Source organism: Brevibacterium sp. Marseille-P9724, from assembly GCF_902500275.1.
Taxonomy (GTDB): domain Bacteria; phylum Actinomycetota; class Actinomycetes; order Actinomycetales; family Brevibacteriaceae; genus Brevibacterium.
In genome coordinates this window covers 73,120-89,244 of the sequence record NZ_LR722997.1, presented here as the reverse complement: position 1 = coordinate 89,244, position 16,125 = coordinate 73,120, and the positions used below count along the sequence as shown (strand labels likewise).

The 16,125-nt window shown below is 64.6% G+C and carries 16 protein-coding genes and 1 riboswitch; of the genes, 4 read left to right on the top strand and 12 right to left on the bottom strand.

Annotated features, from left to right (window positions below; translation table 11 throughout):
• Positions 1-36 precede the first annotated feature (36 nt).
• Positions 37-345: a histone-like nucleoid-structuring protein Lsr2 gene (locus GC119_RS09270; protein WP_070776773.1), complete on the top strand. Its 309-nt coding sequence runs from the start codon at positions 37-39 to the stop codon at positions 343-345.
• Here GC119_RS09270 and GC119_RS09265 read toward each other — a convergent pair.
• The 11 genes from GC119_RS09265 to ribD all read right to left on the bottom strand — a co-directional run bounded on the left by GC119_RS09265 (position 342) and on the right by ribD (position 10,756).
• Positions 342-1,529, bottom strand: coding sequence for an asparaginase (locus tag GC119_RS09265; RefSeq protein WP_070776774.1), 1,188 nt, complete (start codon positions 1,527-1,529; stop codon positions 342-344). The genes GC119_RS09270 and GC119_RS09265 overlap by 4 nt on opposite strands.
• A gap of 103 nt (positions 1,530-1,632) precedes the next feature.
• Entirely contained in the window at positions 1,633-2,535 is a 903-nt protein-coding gene (locus GC119_RS09260; RefSeq protein WP_070776775.1) for a prenyltransferase, read from the bottom strand.
• Positions 2,529-2,903, bottom strand: a complete 375-nt coding sequence (locus GC119_RS09255; RefSeq protein WP_151952980.1) for a lycopene cyclase domain-containing protein — start codon at positions 2,901-2,903, stop codon at positions 2,529-2,531. The genes GC119_RS09260 and GC119_RS09255 overlap by 7 nt, the downstream gene beginning before the upstream one ends.
• The gene (locus tag GC119_RS09250; protein WP_151952979.1) at positions 2,900-3,337 is read right to left on the bottom strand and encodes a lycopene cyclase domain-containing protein; all 438 of its coding nucleotides are present in this window, start codon (positions 3,335-3,337) and stop codon (positions 2,900-2,902) included. Before GC119_RS09250 ends, GC119_RS09255 begins: the two co-directional genes overlap by 4 nt.
• Positions 3,334-4,920: a phytoene desaturase family protein gene (gene crtI / locus GC119_RS09245; protein ID WP_151952978.1), complete on the bottom strand. Its 1,587-nt coding sequence runs from the start codon at positions 4,918-4,920 to the stop codon at positions 3,334-3,336. The genes GC119_RS09250 and crtI overlap by 4 nt, the downstream gene beginning before the upstream one ends.
• Positions 4,920-5,831 (bottom strand): phytoene/squalene synthase family protein, encoded by a 912-nt coding sequence (locus GC119_RS09240; protein ID WP_070575629.1) that lies wholly within the window; start codon positions 5,829-5,831, stop codon positions 4,920-4,922. The genes crtI and GC119_RS09240 overlap by 1 nt, the downstream gene beginning before the upstream one ends.
• Positions 5,832-7,067, bottom strand: coding sequence for an amidase (locus GC119_RS09235; RefSeq protein ID WP_151952977.1), 1,236 nt, complete (start codon positions 7,065-7,067; stop codon positions 5,832-5,834). It lies immediately after the preceding gene.
• A gap of 159 nt (positions 7,068-7,226) precedes the next feature.
• Positions 7,227-7,703, bottom strand: coding sequence for a 6,7-dimethyl-8-ribityllumazine synthase (gene ribH / locus GC119_RS09230; protein ID WP_070776779.1), 477 nt, complete (start codon positions 7,701-7,703; stop codon positions 7,227-7,229).
• Positions 7,703-9,001 (bottom strand): 3,4-dihydroxy-2-butanone-4-phosphate synthase, encoded by a 1,299-nt coding sequence (gene ribB, locus GC119_RS09225; RefSeq protein ID WP_151952976.1) that lies wholly within the window; start codon positions 8,999-9,001, stop codon positions 7,703-7,705. The genes ribH and ribB overlap by 1 nt, the downstream gene beginning before the upstream one ends.
• The gene (locus GC119_RS09220) at positions 8,998-9,678 is read right to left on the bottom strand and encodes a riboflavin synthase (RefSeq protein ID WP_151952975.1); all 681 of its coding nucleotides are present in this window, start codon (positions 9,676-9,678) and stop codon (positions 8,998-9,000) included. Before GC119_RS09220 ends, ribB begins: the two co-directional genes overlap by 4 nt.
• A complete protein-coding gene (gene ribD, locus GC119_RS09215; protein WP_151952974.1) occupies positions 9,659-10,756 on the bottom strand; it encodes a bifunctional diaminohydroxyphosphoribosylaminopyrimidine deaminase/5-amino-6-(5-phosphoribosylamino)uracil reductase RibD in 1,098 nt (365 codons plus the stop codon). The genes GC119_RS09220 and ribD overlap by 20 nt, the downstream gene beginning before the upstream one ends.
• Before the next feature lie 96 nt (positions 10,757-10,852).
• A riboswitch (FMN riboswitch) is annotated at positions 10,853-10,996 on the bottom strand.
• 95 nt (positions 10,997-11,091) lie between these two features.
• On the opposite strand from ribD, the gene GC119_RS09210 reads away from it, so the two are divergent.
• On the top strand, positions 11,092-11,523 hold the full coding sequence (locus GC119_RS09210; protein ID WP_070575619.1) for a MarR family winged helix-turn-helix transcriptional regulator: 432 nt from the start codon (positions 11,092-11,094) through the stop codon (positions 11,521-11,523).
• 9 nt (positions 11,524-11,532) lie between these two features.
• Entirely contained in the window at positions 11,533-12,321 is a 789-nt protein-coding gene (locus tag GC119_RS09205) for a DUF3800 domain-containing protein (RefSeq protein ID WP_151952973.1), read from the top strand.
• A gap of 196 nt (positions 12,322-12,517) precedes the next feature.
• On the opposite strand, the gene mgtE is transcribed toward GC119_RS09205, so the two are convergent.
• On the bottom strand, positions 12,518-13,861 hold the full coding sequence (gene mgtE / locus GC119_RS09200; RefSeq protein WP_070776783.1) for a magnesium transporter: 1,344 nt from the start codon (positions 13,859-13,861) through the stop codon (positions 12,518-12,520).
• Positions 13,862-13,966: 105 nt separating this feature from the next.
• Here mgtE and GC119_RS09195 point away from each other — a divergent pair, with 105 nt between their 5' ends.
• Positions 13,967-16,063 carry a RecQ family ATP-dependent DNA helicase gene (locus GC119_RS09195; protein WP_151952972.1) on the top strand — a complete coding sequence of 699 codons (2,097 nt, stop codon included), beginning with the start codon at positions 13,967-13,969 and terminating at the stop codon, positions 16,061-16,063.
• The last annotated feature ends 62 nt before the right edge of the window (positions 16,064-16,125 follow it).

Genomic DNA, 16,125 nt, shown 5'->3' with positions numbered 1-16,125 from the left:
CGCACTGCTGACCAGACCACCACCTACCCGGACTTCGTGACCGACGACCTCGACGGCTCCGCAGCCACCTCGACGGTCGAGTTCGCCCTCGACGACGTCACCTACGAGATCGATCTCAACGACAAGAACGCGCAGAAGCTCCGCGACGAGTTCGCGGCATGGGCGGAGCATGTACGGCGCGTCGAGGGCCGCGCCCGACGAGGCGCCTCCCGCGGGCGCAGCGACGAGACGAAGCGGATCCGCGAGTGGGCGCAGGCCAGGCCCGCATTTGCGCGCAAGTCTGCATTACCGCGTGAGTCTGGTGCGGGTTGGGTGGAGTCTGGCGTTGTTGGTGCGCTGCATTAGCGCGTGAATCCGGCCCGGAAGGGGGCGAAAGCTACCTCCACACCAGCCCGAACATCCGCGCTCGCCTCACCAATAGCGGCAAGCGCAAGCCGCAGCTGGAGTCGCGCCTTATAGGGATCGAGCACACCGGCGGGCACGAGCCCCATCTTCTGCAGGCCGATTTCGCCACCGGGGTAGCCGTAGGTGCTTTCTAGTGCAGAGCCCGATCCGGTCCGGGATGCATACACAACCGGCATCCGCTGAGCCAGCCGCTCAATCGCAGGCAGCGCTGACTGCGGCACGTGCCCGCCGCCCACACCGGCAAGAACACAGCCGGCATAACCGGCATCGGCAACAGCGTCGAGAATGCTGAGCGAATCGCCCAGCCCCACGGCAATGACCGCCACCTGGGGGACAGTGTGCGCGCTGGTCAGCCCGGGATACTGGGGACGAGGTGCCGCCCCGGAAACCCCTGCCTCTTCGGCTGAACTCGACTCACCGGCCGCACCCACAGCACCAGCCGGACGGGCTCCCGTCAGCCCGGCAGGAACATGGGGCAGAACGACGCAATCTTCGCTCACCCAGCCCAGCGGCCCGGCTGTGGGGCCGGAGGAAAAGGCGTGTGTGAAGCTCGTGTGGTTTTTGCGCACAAATACGGGGTCGTGAATTTCATCGGCCATCACCAGCACGCTCGGCAGGCCGCGCACCTGCGGGGACAGTGCAGTGATGACGGCGGCGCGCACATTGGCCGGGCCGTCGGCGCCGGGCAGGGACGGGTTGCGCATAGCCCCGGTGACGACGATCGGAATGCCCGAATCGTTGATCCGGGACAGGACAAACGCGGTCTCTTCCAGCGTGTCAGTTCCCTGTGTCAGCACAACGCCGACGGCGCCTTCGCGTGCTGCGGTGCGGGCTGATTCCACCACACCCAGCAGGTGTTCGACGGTGATGGACCCCGAGCCGACCTGCGCCACCTGCTCGTATGTCAGCTGCAGACTGGATGACCGGCTGCCTGCACCTGCTGTTCCTTCTTCGCCCGCCTGCCCTGCTGGTGGGTTCGCGTGTCCAAGCACCGCGCTTAGGTCAATCGTGTTGAGGTTGGCGGCGCGGGCGATGTCTTCACCGGAGACGCTGGGAGCAACCCCTCCGGATGAATCGGGAACAGACGCAATGGTTCCGCCCAGGGCGGCAATGTGGATCCTCATGTCTCCACAATAGGGCCCGAAGCGCTCACCGGAACGCCGACCGACGTGCTCGGTGGAACCAACCGTCACGCAGCAGGGGACCGGCAGTGCGCCGCGCAAACCCTCAAAGCAGCGCGTCAGCCAGCAGAACCATGGTCAGGACAAAACCCGCCGCGTAGTTCAGCCACAAAAACACTTGCCAGCCGGTGCGCGTGCGTTCGGCGGATGCATCGTCAATGCTCAAAAAGCGCACCGTGTTGGCGGTATAGGCCAGCCCTACGACCGCCATGATGTCCAGCGGGAACGAAGTGAGGCCCATGAGCACGGCCGCCGCCGCGTACAACCCCACCGCCACAGCCACTGTTCCGCGCGCGCCGAGTGCCGTGGCGATCGACTTGAGGCCGGCTTCGCGGTCAGGGCCGATGTCCTGCACCGCGCCGAATGCCTGGCTGGCCATGCCCCACAGGAAGAACGCGATGAGCCCCAAGGCTCCCGCTGCACTCACACCGGAGCCCAAAACCCCAACGTCAGCACCCGCCGCATCACCGCCAGCATCCCCAGCCAACAGCGCCACGGCGAACCATGCCGGTGTGGAGAAGTGCAGTGAGCTGGTCACGGAGTCCAGTACGGGAATCTCTTTGAACCGCAGGCCCTTGGCTGAGTAGGCCACGACCGCAAACAGGCTGAAAAGCAGCGTCGCTTTTGCTGCCCACGGGGCACTCACCAGGAAATACAGTGCGAATGGCAGGCAGCTGATGACTGCGGCCAGCAGGGTCGGCCGGTGCAGGGCGGGATCGAGCACACTGCCTTCGACACCGCCCTTGCGGGGGTTGCGCATATCGGATTCGTAGTCGAAGACGTCGTTGATCCCGTACATGGCCAGGTTGTACGGCACTAAAAAGAACAGGCTCCCCAACCAGAAGTCGAGGCTCAGGCCGCCGCCCATCAGCAGATATGCCGCACCGAACGGGTACGCCGTGTTGACCCAGCTGAGTGGGCGGGATGACAGGATCAGGTGCTTCAGCACTGCCTGTCACCACCGTCGAGGCGGTCTGCACCACCACTGCCGAGGCGCCTGTCACCGCTGCTGCACTCTGCGGCTTGCGTTGGACGGGGCTGGAGCAGGTGGGTCCAGAGTGCGGGTAGGACAAGCACCGCGAAGACGGTGTAAGACAGGTCTTCGATCGGCATGAGCCCAATAGTGATGCCCGACGATGTTTCCGGCGAATAGTAGAACAGCCCAACGCCGATCATGATGTTGTCGAAGATGATCGTCAGAACGATGAGCACTGCGGCAGTCAGCAGCCACGGGCGTGTGGGAATGCGCTTGCGGGCACTCCAGGCAAGGAGGGCTGCGGGTATGAGGAAGCAGGCGTTGAGCAGCGTGTACGTCATGGCTGACCAGCCTCACGGCCAGCTCGGTGCCCCGCTGCTTCTCGGGTTGCCCCACGCCGGGCACCTTGCCGGGTTGCCGACCCGGCACCTCGTCCGGTTCGCCATTCAGCGAGTGCGGCTGTCCCGGCAAACACGTTGATGGTCAGCCACACCAGGAAGAACAGGAACAGCAGCTCTTCAACCGGCAGGTGCGGGGCCACGTCAATGCCCGTCATATATGGCGAATCGCCGCGAAAGAACACGCCCAGCCCAATGCCGAGGACATCCCACAGCAGGAACACGGCCCACACCCCGAAGTGCACTGCGGCAGTCCGGGCCCACGTGCGGGCTGACTTGCTGCGCAGCGCGGCACCCCAGAACAGGCCGTGGCGGAAATCGAGAATCGCCATGCCCAGCAGTGAAAATCCAAGTGCTGCCGCATAGGCCCAGTTCATGTGCGTCCCAACAGGTTGACGGCGTTCTCAGCGCTGATGAGGCACATGGGCAGCCCCACGCCCGGTGCCGTATATGCGCCCGCGTGCACGAGGCCGCGAGCCCGGGCCTTCTGCGGGAAACGGAACATGGCCGACTGCGACAGCACATTCGCCGGGCCGAGAGCTGAGCCGCGCCGCGGGTCGATATCGCCGGGACCAAAAGCCCGGCGCACTTGCAGATGCGAGACCAAATCAACACCGATGCTCGCGCCCAAAGACTCGATGATCTGATCGGCATACTGTTCAAGCTGCGGTGATCCGGCACGCAGCTGCGGGTCAGCCGGGGCAGGGACCAGCACAAACAGGTTTTCACAACCTGCGGGGGCCACTGCCGCATCGGTGCGCGACGGTGCGCAGACATAGGCCGAGGCAGGCTGGGGCAGGCGTTTGTCTTCCCCGAAGATCTGCGTGAAGTTGCTGTCCCAGTCTGCAGTGAAGAACAGGTTGTGGTGGTGCAGCTGTGGTAGGGGACGGTCAATGCCGAGCAGCAGTGTGACCGCGCCTATGCCGTAGTCGCGCCGAGCCCACCACGCTTGACTCCGCGTCCTCAGGCGTGTGGGCAGCAGGGCTTCGAACGCTTCGAGATCGCAGGCCGCAGCAACCGCGTCACTGTCGAAGTCGACAACAGAACCTTCGCCACCTTGGGAGCTGCCCCGCACGCCCACTGAGCCATCCCGTGAACCGGCCTTCGCCTCGTCAGTCGGCGAACCATCCCGACGGGCGGTGACGCCGACAACCCGCCGCCCGTGCGTGCGCACAGCCGTCACGGTGCAGTCGGTGCGGATGTCCACGCCCAGGCGCACTGCGGCTTGGGCCATGGAGGTGATGATCGTGTGCATTCCGCCCAGGGGGTAGCGGACACCGTCGACAACATCGAGGTTCGTCATCAGGTGGTACATACTCGGCGCAGTTTTCGGCTCCGTGCCCAGAAACACCGCGGGGTAGCCCAGAATCTTCTGCAGCACGGGGTCGGTGACCGTCTGCTCAATCCGCCGCTGCATGGACTGTCCGAAAAGCCGCGGCAGCTGGGGCAGCCGGGCGAGCACGTCAGGGTGGGCAAACCGGCTGCACTCGCGCGCGGTGAAGTTCGTGTAGAGGAAGTGCTCAAGCGCCAGGCGATACGTGTCCGAGGCCGATTCCAGGTACCGGCGCACCCGCTCGACCGCACCGGGCTCGCGTGCACTGACCAGGGAGAGGAAGGCTTCGGTTTCACGGGGAACATCAACTGCCGAGGCGCCGCCTCCGCCCCCGCCGCCGCTGTCGTCCAGAAGTCCCGCTGGCCACACCCGGAAGCCGGGATCGAGTTCGTGCAGCCGCAGCGGATTGTCCTGGCCGAGCAGGTGGAAGAAGCGGTCGAACACCTCGGGCATGAGGTACCAGGACGGCCCCGTGTCGAAGACAAAACCGGCTTCTGTGTGCATGCCGGCCCGTCCGCCGAGTTCGCTGCGGGCTTCCAGCAGAGTCACCTTCCAGCCCCGCGCGGCGGCCAATGCGGCTGTGCCCAGACCGGCAATGCCGCCGCCGATGACGGTGAGTGAGCGCATCAGCCCTCCGGGGTGTCCACGCAGGTGCGGCTGCGGGCAGTGGCGGCACGGGCTGCGAAAACAGCTTTGCGCGGTGCGGGAATCCGCAGTCGCGTCTGCTGGAGTTCGCTGGCCGGTGTGGCGGCTATTCGCTCAGCGAGCTCTTCGAAGATGCCCAGTGCTGTGCCGACAGCGGTGCGGACACGCCACGGCAGCAGCGGCATCGCCTGACGGGCGGCGGCGAAATCGGTCTGGACGATGTTCAGCTGGCGGGATTTCTCTTCTTCCGTGAACGTGCCCGTGCTGCCCAGCAGATAGGTCCTGCCGAGTTCAGACGTGTCGGCGCCGAGGTCGCGCAGAAAGTTCACGCGCTGGAATGCCGCCCCCAAACCGCGTGCGCCGTTTTCCAGGATTCTCTGCTCTTCTGCGGTCGGGTTTTCGTCTTCCATGAAGATTGCCAGGCACATCAGCCCGATTACTTCAGCCGAACCGTGAATATAGGACTCCAGCGAACCCGGCGAATGGTGTTCCGGTCGGATGTCGCGGTACATAGACGAAAAGAACGGGTTCCACAGTTTCGGCCCTATTCCCGTGCGCCGGGCGGTGTCTGCGAAAGCGTGCGCAATGAGGTCAGGGGAGAACCCCGTTCGGCACGCTTCGGCTATGCGCTGTCGGAAATCATCGAGGGCTTCCGCCTGCGCGGCAGGGCCTGCGGGGTAGGCGCCGTCGACGATCTCGTCGGCAATGCGCACCACCGCGTAGAGGCTGGCAATGCTGCGTTCCATGCGTCTGGGCAGGAGTGACGCGGCAAAGGAAAACGAGGTCGAATAGGAGCGGATGACCGCCCCGGCCGCACGGTAGGCAGTCCGGGTGTAGCGCTGGGTGGGCGGCAGCAGGTCGAGACTCCTGCCCCGGGAAAAGGGCAGAGTCATTCAGTCGGCGTCCGCCTGCAGTCGGCGTTCGAGCTCAGCGGCGACAGCCAACACAGTGGCGTCCTCGCCGGGCTTTCCTGCCAAGTGCAGGCAAGCGGGGGCTCCGTTGGGGTACCTGCGACCGGTGGGGATGGTGATGGCCGGCCAGCCGAGCACGTTGAACAGCTGGGAGTAGCGGACAAAGGCCGGGCGGGCGTCCGGTCCGATGCTTCCCCACGGGACCGTTCCGCCGTCCAGTGCGGGCGACACGATGATGTCCACGTGCTCAAATGCGGACAGGGCCCGCTCACGCAGAATGTCCACATCGGCCAGTGCCTTCTGGTACTGGGATTCAGACACATCCGCCGACTGCTGCACCCGGTCGAGCACACCGGGGGTGAAGGCGCCCGGCTGGTCCTCGGCCAGCGGGCCCAGAATCCGGTAGGACTCGTATTTGCGGACCGTGTCATACAGGGGACTCGACACATCGATGAACGGCCCGAGATCAACCTCTTCTGTCGAGTCGAGGTAGTCCGCGCCGTCCTCAATCCAGTGCGGCCTGTTCAGTTCGAAAGTGCCGACGGTGACCGATGACGGAGCACCGGCTGAGAAGTCCACGACAGCTGAGAACACTCGGGTTGCCTCTGCGACGGTGCGGGCGAAGAATCCGAGAGTGTCAAATGACGGGGCCAGGGGGAACACGCCGTCTGTGCTGATTGCTCCGAGGGTGGGTTTGAAGCCGACAACCCCCTGGCAGCCGGCGGGAACGCGCACCGATCCGGCGGTGTCAGAGCCGACGGCGAAGGGAACCGCTCCGGCGGCCACAAGTGCGGCCGATCCCGAAGACGAACCCCCGCTGCACAGCTGAAGTCCGGCTGGGTTCATGACCGTGCCGAAAGCGGAGTGTTCGCCGAAGATGCCGTGGGAGAATTCCTGGCAGTTGGTCTTGGCAACAGGGATGGCGCCTGCCGCCATGAGCCGTTCGATGACTTCGGCGGTGCCTGTCGTCGCATCGGGGTGGTCGGCCACCTTGACGCGCGAACCCATCGACGTGGGGCAGCCGGCAATGAACACGACGTCCTTGACGGCGAAAGCCTGGCCTTCGAGGGCGCGCGGCGGCAGTCCCGCTTCTGCTCGTTCGGTCGCTTCGAGTGCGCACTCGCGGGCGAGTTCCGGCAGCATTTCGGTGACGGCGTTGAACTTGCCTCCGGCATTTGTCACTTCGCGGAGGATGCGTTCAATCTCGGCAACGGTCACTTCTACTCCCTATCCGGTCGGGCCACTCCAGTCCTGCTAAGGATAGCGGCCCAGTCCGGCGGAATTTCGGCGTGTGGGAAGCGCGTCGCCCAGGCGCGTGCGGGGACGACGCACTTCGCAGACCCCTGCATCGGGCAGTTCGGCACTTAAGCTGAGAGATCAGCGCAGTCGGCGCAGGACATCGGCGGTTGCCAAAGCCGCGGTTGCCGCCTCGTACCCCTTGTCTTCTTTCGAGCCTTCCAGCCCGGCTCGGTCGAGGGCCTGCTCTTCCGTGTCGCACGTGAGCAGGCCGAAGCCCACGGGCGTACTGGAATCGAGTGCCACGCGCCCCAAACCGTCGGTGGCGGCAGTGCACACGTAGTCGAAGTGCGGGGTGCCGCCGCGAATGACAACCCCGAGAGCGACAACGCAGTCATACTGTTTCGCCGCCGCCTGGGCGGCGATAGGCAGCTCAAACGAGCCCGGCACCCAGTGCACGGGCGCATCGATGCCGGCTTCTGCTGCGGCGCGCTGGGCACCGGCCACAAGACCGCCCATCACCTGGTCATGCCAGCGCGAGGCGATGATCGCCATGCTCAGCGGGCCCGCCTGAACTGCCGTGCGGGGTGAGATTTCGGGTGCTCCGTGTCCTGCCATCAGAGTGTCCTTTCCAGAAGGTGCGACATCCTGTCGCGCTTGGTTGCCAGGTAGGCGATGTTCTCCGGCCGCGGGGCGACTTCGGCATCCACGCGGGTCACGTCAATGTCCATGTGCTGCAGCGCGGTGATTTTGGTCGGATTGTTGGTCATGAGCCGCACCGAGTGCAGCCCCATGTCGGCGAGAATCGCTGCGACGGCGTCGTACTTGCGCGCATCAGCGGCAAAGCCCAGGCGCGTGTTGGCGTCCACGGTGTCCACGCCGGTGTCCTGCAGGGAATAGGCGGCGATTTTGGCGGCCAGCCCAATGCCGCGGCCTTCGTGTCCGCGCACGTAGATCACGTGCCCGCCGACTGTCGCGATGGTGCGCAGCGCCTGGGCCAGCTGTTCGCCGCAGTCGCAGCGGTGTGAACCGAAGACATCGCCTGTAAGGCACTCTGAATGGATCCGCACGAGCGGTGTGGAATCGGCGTTCGGCGGGCCGCTGAGCACCAGGTGGTCAGTTCCGTCGAAGGTGTACGCGGTTGCCGTGAGTGTCCCGAAGTCGGTGGGCAGGGGAACCGTCTCTCCGCGTACGAGGCGCCGCCCGGCTGTGTTTCCGCCTGCGGCTGCCGACTGGGCTGCGGTGGGGCCTGTTGACTGGTTTTTGCCCGAGGTGGTGGGCACTGGGGTCATTGGGGCGTCCGGATTGGCCTTGCGGTAGGCAATGAGGTCGGCGATCGTGACCATTGCCAGGCCGTGTTCGCGAGCGAACTCGGCAAGTGCCGCAAAGCGCATCATGGAGCCGTCGTCGTGGACGATTTCGGCGATGACCGCCGCTGGGCTGCGGCCTGCCAGGCGGGCGAAGTCGAGGCCTGCTTCGGTGTGGCCCTCCCGGGCGAGCACACCGTCATCCTGTGCGATGAGCGGGAACAGGTGGCCGGGCCGGGTGAGGTCTTCCGTGCGGGTATCGGGGTCTGCCAGGAGGCGCGCGGTGAGGCTGCGATCAGCTGCACTGATGCCGGTTGTCACGCCTGCTTTGGCGTCAACGCTCACGGTGTAGGCGGTGCCCTTGGGGTCTTCGTTGTCAGCCGTCATGGGTGGCAGCGCCAGCCGCTGGGCGGTTTGGGCGGGAATGGGTGCGCACACAACACCCGATGAGTACCGGATGATGAAGCCCATCCATTCGGCCGTCACGGCGTCTGCGGCCATGATGAGGTCGCCTTCGTTTTCACGGTCTTCGTCGTCGACCACGACAATCGGACGGCCTGCCGCAATCTGCTGTATCGCGTCTTCAATAGAGGCCAAGCTGGTGGTCATGGCTGGTCCTTTCGGGGTGTGAGGGCTGTGAATTCGGCGCGGCGTTCGGCGTATTTCGCAAGAATGTCGGCTTCGATGTTGATGGGATGACCGGGTTTGACCTGGCCGAAGATTGTGCGTTCAAGGGTTGCTTCGATCAGCCCGACTTCCACCCAGTGTTCATCGGCATCTGAGGGGCTGACCGCGGTCAGGGTGAGGCTGGTGCCGGACAGGCTGATGGAGCCCTTCTCCACGGTGTAGGGGGCAAGGTCTGCGGGAATGTTCACGCGCACTGTGCGCCACAGGCCGTTGTCTTCGACGGAAGCCACGTGCCCCACGCCGTCCACATGCCCTTGGACAATGTGTCCGTCAAAGCGACCACCCGCAGGCATGCACCGTTCGAGGTTCACCGGATCGCCCGGCTGCAGGGCCCCAAGAGATGAGCGGCGCAGCGTTTCGCCCATGAGCAGGGCACGGAAGGTGCCTTCGGGCTGGGGCCCGGCTGGCGCCTCGTCCTTTTCTTCTGCCTGTGCGGCAGCCGGGGGTGCCGAGGTGAGGCACACTCCGTTGACCGCGAGCGAACCGCCCGGCGGGAGATCGGCCACGAGCGGCCCGGCTTCCAGGGTCAGATAGGCGCTGTCGTCAGCCTGTTCAAGTGAGACGACGGTTCCGACGTGCTCAATGATTCCGGTGAACATGGTGTCCTTTCTCATCCGGGACCAGGCGCAGCAGAACATCCGCGCCGAGAACCTGTGGGTTGGGGTGGGCCGTGGGGTGCGCTGCTCCGGCGCCATCGAGGGTGAAGCCGTGCGCTTCACGCAAGGTGGTGACATTCAGTCCGGCCGTGCTGGGTAAGCCCTCACCTAAAAGCACGGGCGCTTGGTAGATCAGGAGCTCGTCGGCCAGATCGCGGCCTATGAAGCTGCTGACCAACCGGGGGCCGCCTTCGACAAGCAGGTGTTCAACACCGGCGGCCTTCAGTCGAGTCAGCGCTTCGTCAATTGTTTCGGCGGTGATGGTCCGCGGGTTGTTCGCCAGGTGGCTTTCCGGCGGCAGGGGACGGCGGCCGATGACCACCGGGATCGGCTGGGAAGTGACCGCGGTGGTGTCGGGGCGGGCGCTCAGACGCGGGTTGTCGGCAAGCGCGGTGCCGGTGCCCACGGCAATCGCATCGACGCGGGCGCGAATCCCGTGCGCGTGAGCGCGGGCTTGTTCCCCCGTGATCCACTGGCTTGTGCCATCGGCCGCGGCAGAACACCCGTCGAGGCTCTGGGCGATCTTGCACGTGATGAACGGCCTGTTTTCGTGCACTGCACGCAGCCAGCGCGCATTGAGCGCCTGGCTTTCAGCGGCCAGCACTCCGGTCGTCACAGCAATGCCTGCCGCGCGCAGAACATCCGCGCCGCCGCGGGCTGTCGGGTTCGGATCGGCTGTGGCGATGACCGCGTGGGTGATCCCGGCGTCGATGATCCGCTGGGTGCACGGGCCGGTCCGGCCGGTGTGCGAACACGGCTCCAAGGTCACGACCATCGTCGCCCCGACCGTGTCAATACCGTGGGCCCGGGCGAAGTCGAGAGCGGCAGCCTCAGCGTGCGCGGTTCCTGCCCCGGCGTGAAATCCCACGACCGGACCGGAGTGCAGCGGCAGCAGAACAGCGCCGACCAGGGGAGTGGCACCTCGCGAACCGTATGCGGCGTGATCGAGGGCAGCCCGCATGGCCTGCTCGTGAGTCAGGCCGGTGCTCTCAGGCAGAAGAAAAGCCGCCTGGACTTCCATAAGAACCTCCCGGTACAGCCGGGAGATGGGAGTCCACAGCGGCGCTGTGGGTTCGCAAAGACATGCCGGGTACACCAACAGTGCCTGCGCGAGCAGACCGTGTTCCTCCCATCCAGACTCTTACTGTCGGTCTCGGAATTGCACCGAGTCGGCCGGGTGTTCGCACGGCGTGTGCCGTGGAGCAGCCGGGTCGCGGACTGTCACCGCCGGTACGGAATTTCACCGTCCCCGGAACATCTGAAGCACATAGTAGCTCCTTGCTGTGACATGTGCGACACGGGGTCGGGGGTGCGCTCGTCTTTGCGGCGTGCATAGCCAAGTTATATAAATGAGGTATGGAAAATGAGCGCCTTGTCACTGATCTTGTTGCCGCGGCCGGGAGGTTCACCCGCGCTGTTCGCCGGGGCACTCACGGTGACGAAGGCTGGTCAGCGTGGCGTGCGCTGGCGGTCATCGACCAAAGTGAACGCACCACGGTCGGGCTGCTGGGGCAGCTGTACGGATGTTCGCAGCCTGCGGCCACGAAAATCGCGGCGCGCCTGACCGCGGACGGTTTCATTACACGCCGACCAGACCCCGATGATGCGCGCGCTTCCCTTCTGGAAATCACCGACAAGGGCCGACAGTGGCTCGTGTCTGAGCGCACCGCGGCGGTGAAGAAAATGGGTTCGGCGGTCGATGACCTCACGGCCGATGACGTCGCTGCGCTGACCCGCTCGGTCGACTTGCTCAACAGCATGGCGGCAGCCCTCGTCGACGACGAATAGAGGACTGTGATGCCTGAGAAATACTTCGCCTACGTTGACGAGACTGGTGGCCTTGGTGACTTGAGCGTGAGCCCCAAAGCAAGCCCGCACTTCGGGATGGCCGCTATTGTTTTTCCTGCCAGCGCAGCTGGCGATGTTCGCCAATTGATCACAGACCTTAAGGGCGAATTCAAAGTTCCCCACGACAAGCCGTTTTCGTGGAAGGAGTACGTGCGAGATCACGACCGGCGCCTCCATGTTGCCGACCATCTCAGCATGTTGGACAAGGTGCAGGCCATCTACGTCTACACCGATAAGGCCGCCGTGACTGAGGGTACTTACACCACGGAACGTGGCGCGCTTTATAACTATGTTGCCGGAAAAATGTTGAAGAACATTCTCTGGGCGGCCCGGAACTCCGGCGCCAAGAAGGGTGATTTGACGATCCGCTTTTCACACGTCAAAGGCTTTGACCACGATGCCGTCAGTCGGCCCTACCTTGAAACGACTTTGCCGACTCAGAAAAGCCTCCCGATGGAGCTGCTTGACTCCCTCCAGTGGGTGGCTGCAACGAAGTACCGCGAGTCCGATGTTGCCGATCTCTTTGCAGGCTGCTTGAATGAGGCTCTGCGCCCTGGGCGGTACGGGCACGTGGAAGGACGCTACCTCCGCACGGTCTGGCCGCGTGTACGCGGCACGGAAAACTGCACAAACGCCAGCAACTACTGTGCCGTTCCCCTCGGACTTATGGCAATGCCGAATTACAAGGTGATCTCACCCGAGTGGTTCCCTTGTCCCGATTGCCCCAAGATTAAGTGAGGAGCGGGTTAGCACTCCCCGGAGTCGATCCACTTAAGGAGTGCGGCGTTGTGCGCCGCCGAGCATCCGGGCGAGTGCTAACCCGCTCCTCCAGATAAACACCTCTAATATCGTGGTGTTTTCTACCCATAGGATACAGGGCCGCTTGTGCACGTATCAATAGCGCACGAGCTGTGGGCTCGCCGGTTCAACCGCTTCAGCTGAGCAGAATTGCCGTGGCGATCGAAAAGTAGATGATGAGGCCCGTTGCGTCGGCAAACGTGGAGATGAACGGGTTGGAGAACACCGCCGGGTCGGCACCGACCTTCTTGGCGACAAGCGGCATGACCCCGCCGATTGTTGCGGCCATTGTGCAGATCGACAGAAGCGTAAGACCTATGACGGTGCCGATCCCCACATCGAAGGCCAGTGACGCCGCCAGGAAGCCCAGAACACCCAAGGTAAGCCCCAGAGTGAAGCCCACGCGGGCTTCGCGCCAGATGATCTTGGGCATGTCGCGCACACGAACTTCGCCCATTGCCAGGGCGCGGGTAACTGTAGTGGCCGCCTGGTTGCCGGTGTTTCCGCCGGTGCCGGTCAGCAGCGGAATGAACAGCGCCAGTGCTGTCAGCTGTGCCAGCCGGTCTTCGAACACATTGAGCACCTGCACTGTCAGGACAGCTGACACCGCAAGCATCGTCAGCCACACAACGCGGGAGCGGAAGATGCTGAAGATCGACGCCGACAGATAGGACTGCGCCAGGGGCTCTGAACCACCCGAGCGGGCGGTGTCTTCGGTGTCTTCTTCTTCGACGATGTCGATGACGTCGTCAATCGTCAGGATTCCCACCAGGCGCTGTTCGCGGTCGACAATCGGCATTGCAATGAGCTTGTCGCTTAAGAAGCGGCGCGCGGTCTCTTCGCGGTCGTCGATTGCGCTGGCGCTCACCGGCTGGTTGGCAATGTCGCGGATGACAACCGAATCGTCTTCGCTCAGCAGTCGGCGAAGGCCGATGACTCCCGTGAGTTTGCGGCTGGAATCGACAACCGGCAGCAGGTAGATGGTTTCGGGGTCGTCAATCCTGCGGCGGACGTAGGCCATGGCTTCGCCCACCGTGAAGTCCTGATTGATGCCGATGACCTCCGGCGACATGTAGCGGCCGATTGCTTCGGGCGGGTAGCCCAGGACCGAGGCGGTCATGTGGCGTTCGGAAGGGCTCAGGCCGGCCATGAGCCGGTCGGCAACTGCGGCCGGCAGTTCGTCGAACACGAGCGCGCGGTCGTCCGGGTCGAGCTCTTCGATGAGTTCCGCGACGTCGGTTGAGCGCAGTCCGCTGATCAGATCAGCCTGGTATGCCGGTGGAAGGTCTTCGAAGATGCCCAGGGCAGTGTCTTTGTCCAGCACCCGGTAGAGCACGGCGGCCTGTTTGGCCGGCATTGATTCGATGAGGTACTGGAGGTCGTCGGGGCTGACATTGCGCGCCGCGTGGGCGAGTTCGGCCAGTTCAGCTTCGCCCTTGGGGCGTGATCGCAGCGCTTCTTCTATAAGTTCGACGGACACTGCCCCTCCTTGCGCTGCCTGCGGGGAAGGCAGTGCGGCAGGCGGCGCGGTGCTGAAGGTGATTGGTCAGGCCGCCGTGTCGGTGCTCCCCCATAGACTTCGAATATGTCACGCGAAAACACTCTGCATGCTTCCGCCCAGTCGATCTTAGCCCAACTGACGGGGCGGCCAGACGCGGTTTTTCGCGACGGACAGCTGCAGGCGATCGACACTCTGGTCCGTGATCGGCGCCGGGCTCTTGTCGTCCAGCGCACCGGGTGGGGCAAGTCCGCCGTGTACTTTGTGTCCGCCCGACTGATCCGGCAAGCCGGGGGAGGACCGACGCTCGTCATTTCGCCTCTGCTGGCGCTCATGCGCGATCAGGTTGAGGCGGCCCACCGGGCGGGTGTCAGTGCTGTCACCATCAACTCGTCCAATGTCACCGAATGGGATGACGCCGTCGATGCGCTGCGCCAGGATCGCGTTGATGTTCTGTTTATATCTCCCGAACGGCTGACGAACCCGCGCTTTCGGGATCACGTGCTCGGCGAGGTTCTTAAGCGGGTCGGCATGATCGTCGTCGATGAGGCCCACTGCATTTCAGACTGGGGTCACGACTTCCGGCCGGACTACCGACGGATCGGCGCGCTTGTGCGCTCGCTTCCGGACTCCGTGCCCGTCTTGGCAACAACCGCCACCGCAAACGAAAGGGTGGTTGCCGATGTCGCAGCTCAGCTGGGCGAGGACACGGTGGTTGTCCGCGGTCCGCTCACACGCGATTCGCTGCGCCTGGGCGCTGCCGGTGTGTGGTCGGCTGAGGACCGCATCGCGTGGCTGTGTCAGCACATGGGCGACTTTCCCGGCAGCGGCATCGTCTACACGCTCACGGTGTCAGCGGCCGAAGACCTCGCCCGGGCGCTGAAGCAGGCCGGCTGGAATGTCGAGGCCTACACCGGCGGCACGGATGCCGAAGAGCGCACCCGGCTGGAAGACGCTTTGAAGAACAGCGAACTCAAAGCACTCGTTGCCACCAGCGCACTCGGCATGGGCTTTGACAAGCCGGACCTGGGGTTCGTTGTGCACTTCGGTGCTCCCGCATCGCCCGTGGCCTACTACCAGCAGGTCGGCCGTGCAGGCCGCGCAGTTGAGCACGCAGATGTCCTCCTGCTGCCCGGCCGTGAAGACCGCGCAATCTGGGACTATTTCGCAACCGCATCCATGCCGGACCCTGAAGCAGCCGAGCGCGTCCTGCAGGTTCTTGCCTCAGACGATGGTCCCATGTCCGTGCCCGCTTTGGAGCCGCTTGTCGACATCAAGCGCTCGGCACTGGAACTGCTGCTGAAGACACTGCAGGCCGACGGCGCTGTTGAGCGGGTGCAGGGCGGCTATGTGTCCACCGGGGTCGGCTGGACATACGATGCTGAGCGCTACGCCGGTGTTGCCGCGGCCCGCGAACGCGAAGCGCGGGCAATGGAACAGTACTTGGCTACGGACGACTGCCGCATGGTGTTCCTCGCCCGCCAGCTGGACGACACCACGGCCGAGCCGTGCGGACGCTGTGACAACTGTGCGGGCACGTGGTGGTCAGAGAACATCGATCAGGGTCTGCGCGACAGCGCGCAGTCGCTCCTGTCCGCTGTCGGTCTGCCGGTCGCGCCGCGCGCCCAGTGGCCCACCGGAATGCCAAAGGCGGGCATTGACATCAAGGGCAAGATCCCAGAAGGCGAAAGAGCCGAAACCGGCCGGGTCATTGCCCGGCTGACCGACCTCGGGGCGGGGCAGACGCTGCGGCAGTTCCTGGCTCCGGCAGCTGACGATGAGCAGATTCCAAAGCCCATTGGCGATCTTGCGGTTTCGGTGCTGGCCGACTGGGACTGGGCAGTGCGTCCCGACTGTGTTGTCGGCATTCCCAGCACACACCGCCCGAACTCGGCTCAGTCGCTTGCCCAAGGGCTCGCAGCAGTGGGCCGCATGGAGTACTTGGGTCAACTGGAGCTTCTTCACGATCCCGGCAGCCCGGATGTCAACAGCGCCTACCGGGTCAAGAACATGTGGGATGCGCTCAGGGCCAGTCCACAGCTGGAGGCTGCAGTGGCAGGGCGAACCGTTCTGCTGACGGACCTTGAAATCGCTTCGCGCTGGACCATGACCATTGCAGCGCGCCTTCTGCGGCAGGCCGGGGCGGCCGCGGTTCTGCCGTTTGCGCTTGCCCAGCGAGGGTGAGCCCGCCCAGCGAGGGTGAGCCCGCCCAGCGAGGGTGAGCCCGCCTAGCCGGGGCGCGAACC

What these genes read in the sequence shown, in the direction of transcription:
- ribB (WP_151952976.1), bottom strand. Translation starts at nt 9,001, where the DNA reads ATGACCACCAGCTTGGCCTCTATTGAAGACGCGATACAGCAGATTGCG.
- crtI (WP_151952978.1), bottom strand. Translation starts at nt 4,920, where the DNA reads ATGCGCTCACTCACCGTCATCGGCGGCGGCATTGCCGGTCTGGGCACA.
- GC119_RS09250 (WP_151952979.1), bottom strand. Translation starts at nt 3,337, where the DNA reads ATGAACTGGGCCTATGCGGCAGCACTTGGATTTTCACTGCTGGGCATG.
- ribD (WP_151952974.1), bottom strand. Translation starts at nt 10,756, where the DNA reads ATGGAAGTCCAGGCGGCTTTTCTTCTGCCTGAGAGCACCGGCCTGACT.
- GC119_RS09255 (WP_151952980.1), bottom strand. Translation starts at nt 2,903, where the DNA reads ATGACGTACACGCTGCTCAACGCCTGCTTCCTCATACCCGCAGCCCTC.
- GC119_RS09205 (WP_151952973.1), top strand. Translation starts at nt 11,533, where the DNA reads ATGCCTGAGAAATACTTCGCCTACGTTGACGAGACTGGTGGCCTTGGT.
- ribH (WP_070776779.1), bottom strand. Translation starts at nt 7,703, where the DNA reads ATGGCAGGACACGGAGCACCCGAAATCTCACCCCGCACGGCAGTTCAG.
- GC119_RS09240 (WP_070575629.1), bottom strand. Translation starts at nt 5,831, where the DNA reads ATGACTCTGCCCTTTTCCCGGGGCAGGAGTCTCGACCTGCTGCCGCCC.
- GC119_RS09210 (WP_070575619.1), top strand. Translation starts at nt 11,092, where the DNA reads ATGGAAAATGAGCGCCTTGTCACTGATCTTGTTGCCGCGGCCGGGAGG.
- GC119_RS09220 (WP_151952975.1), bottom strand. Translation starts at nt 9,678, where the DNA reads ATGTTCACCGGAATCATTGAGCACGTCGGAACCGTCGTCTCACTTGAA.
- GC119_RS09265 (WP_070776774.1), bottom strand. Translation starts at nt 1,529, where the DNA reads ATGAGGATCCACATTGCCGCCCTGGGCGGAACCATTGCGTCTGTTCCC.
- GC119_RS09195 (WP_151952972.1), top strand. Translation starts at nt 13,967, where the DNA reads ATGTCACGCGAAAACACTCTGCATGCTTCCGCCCAGTCGATCTTAGCC.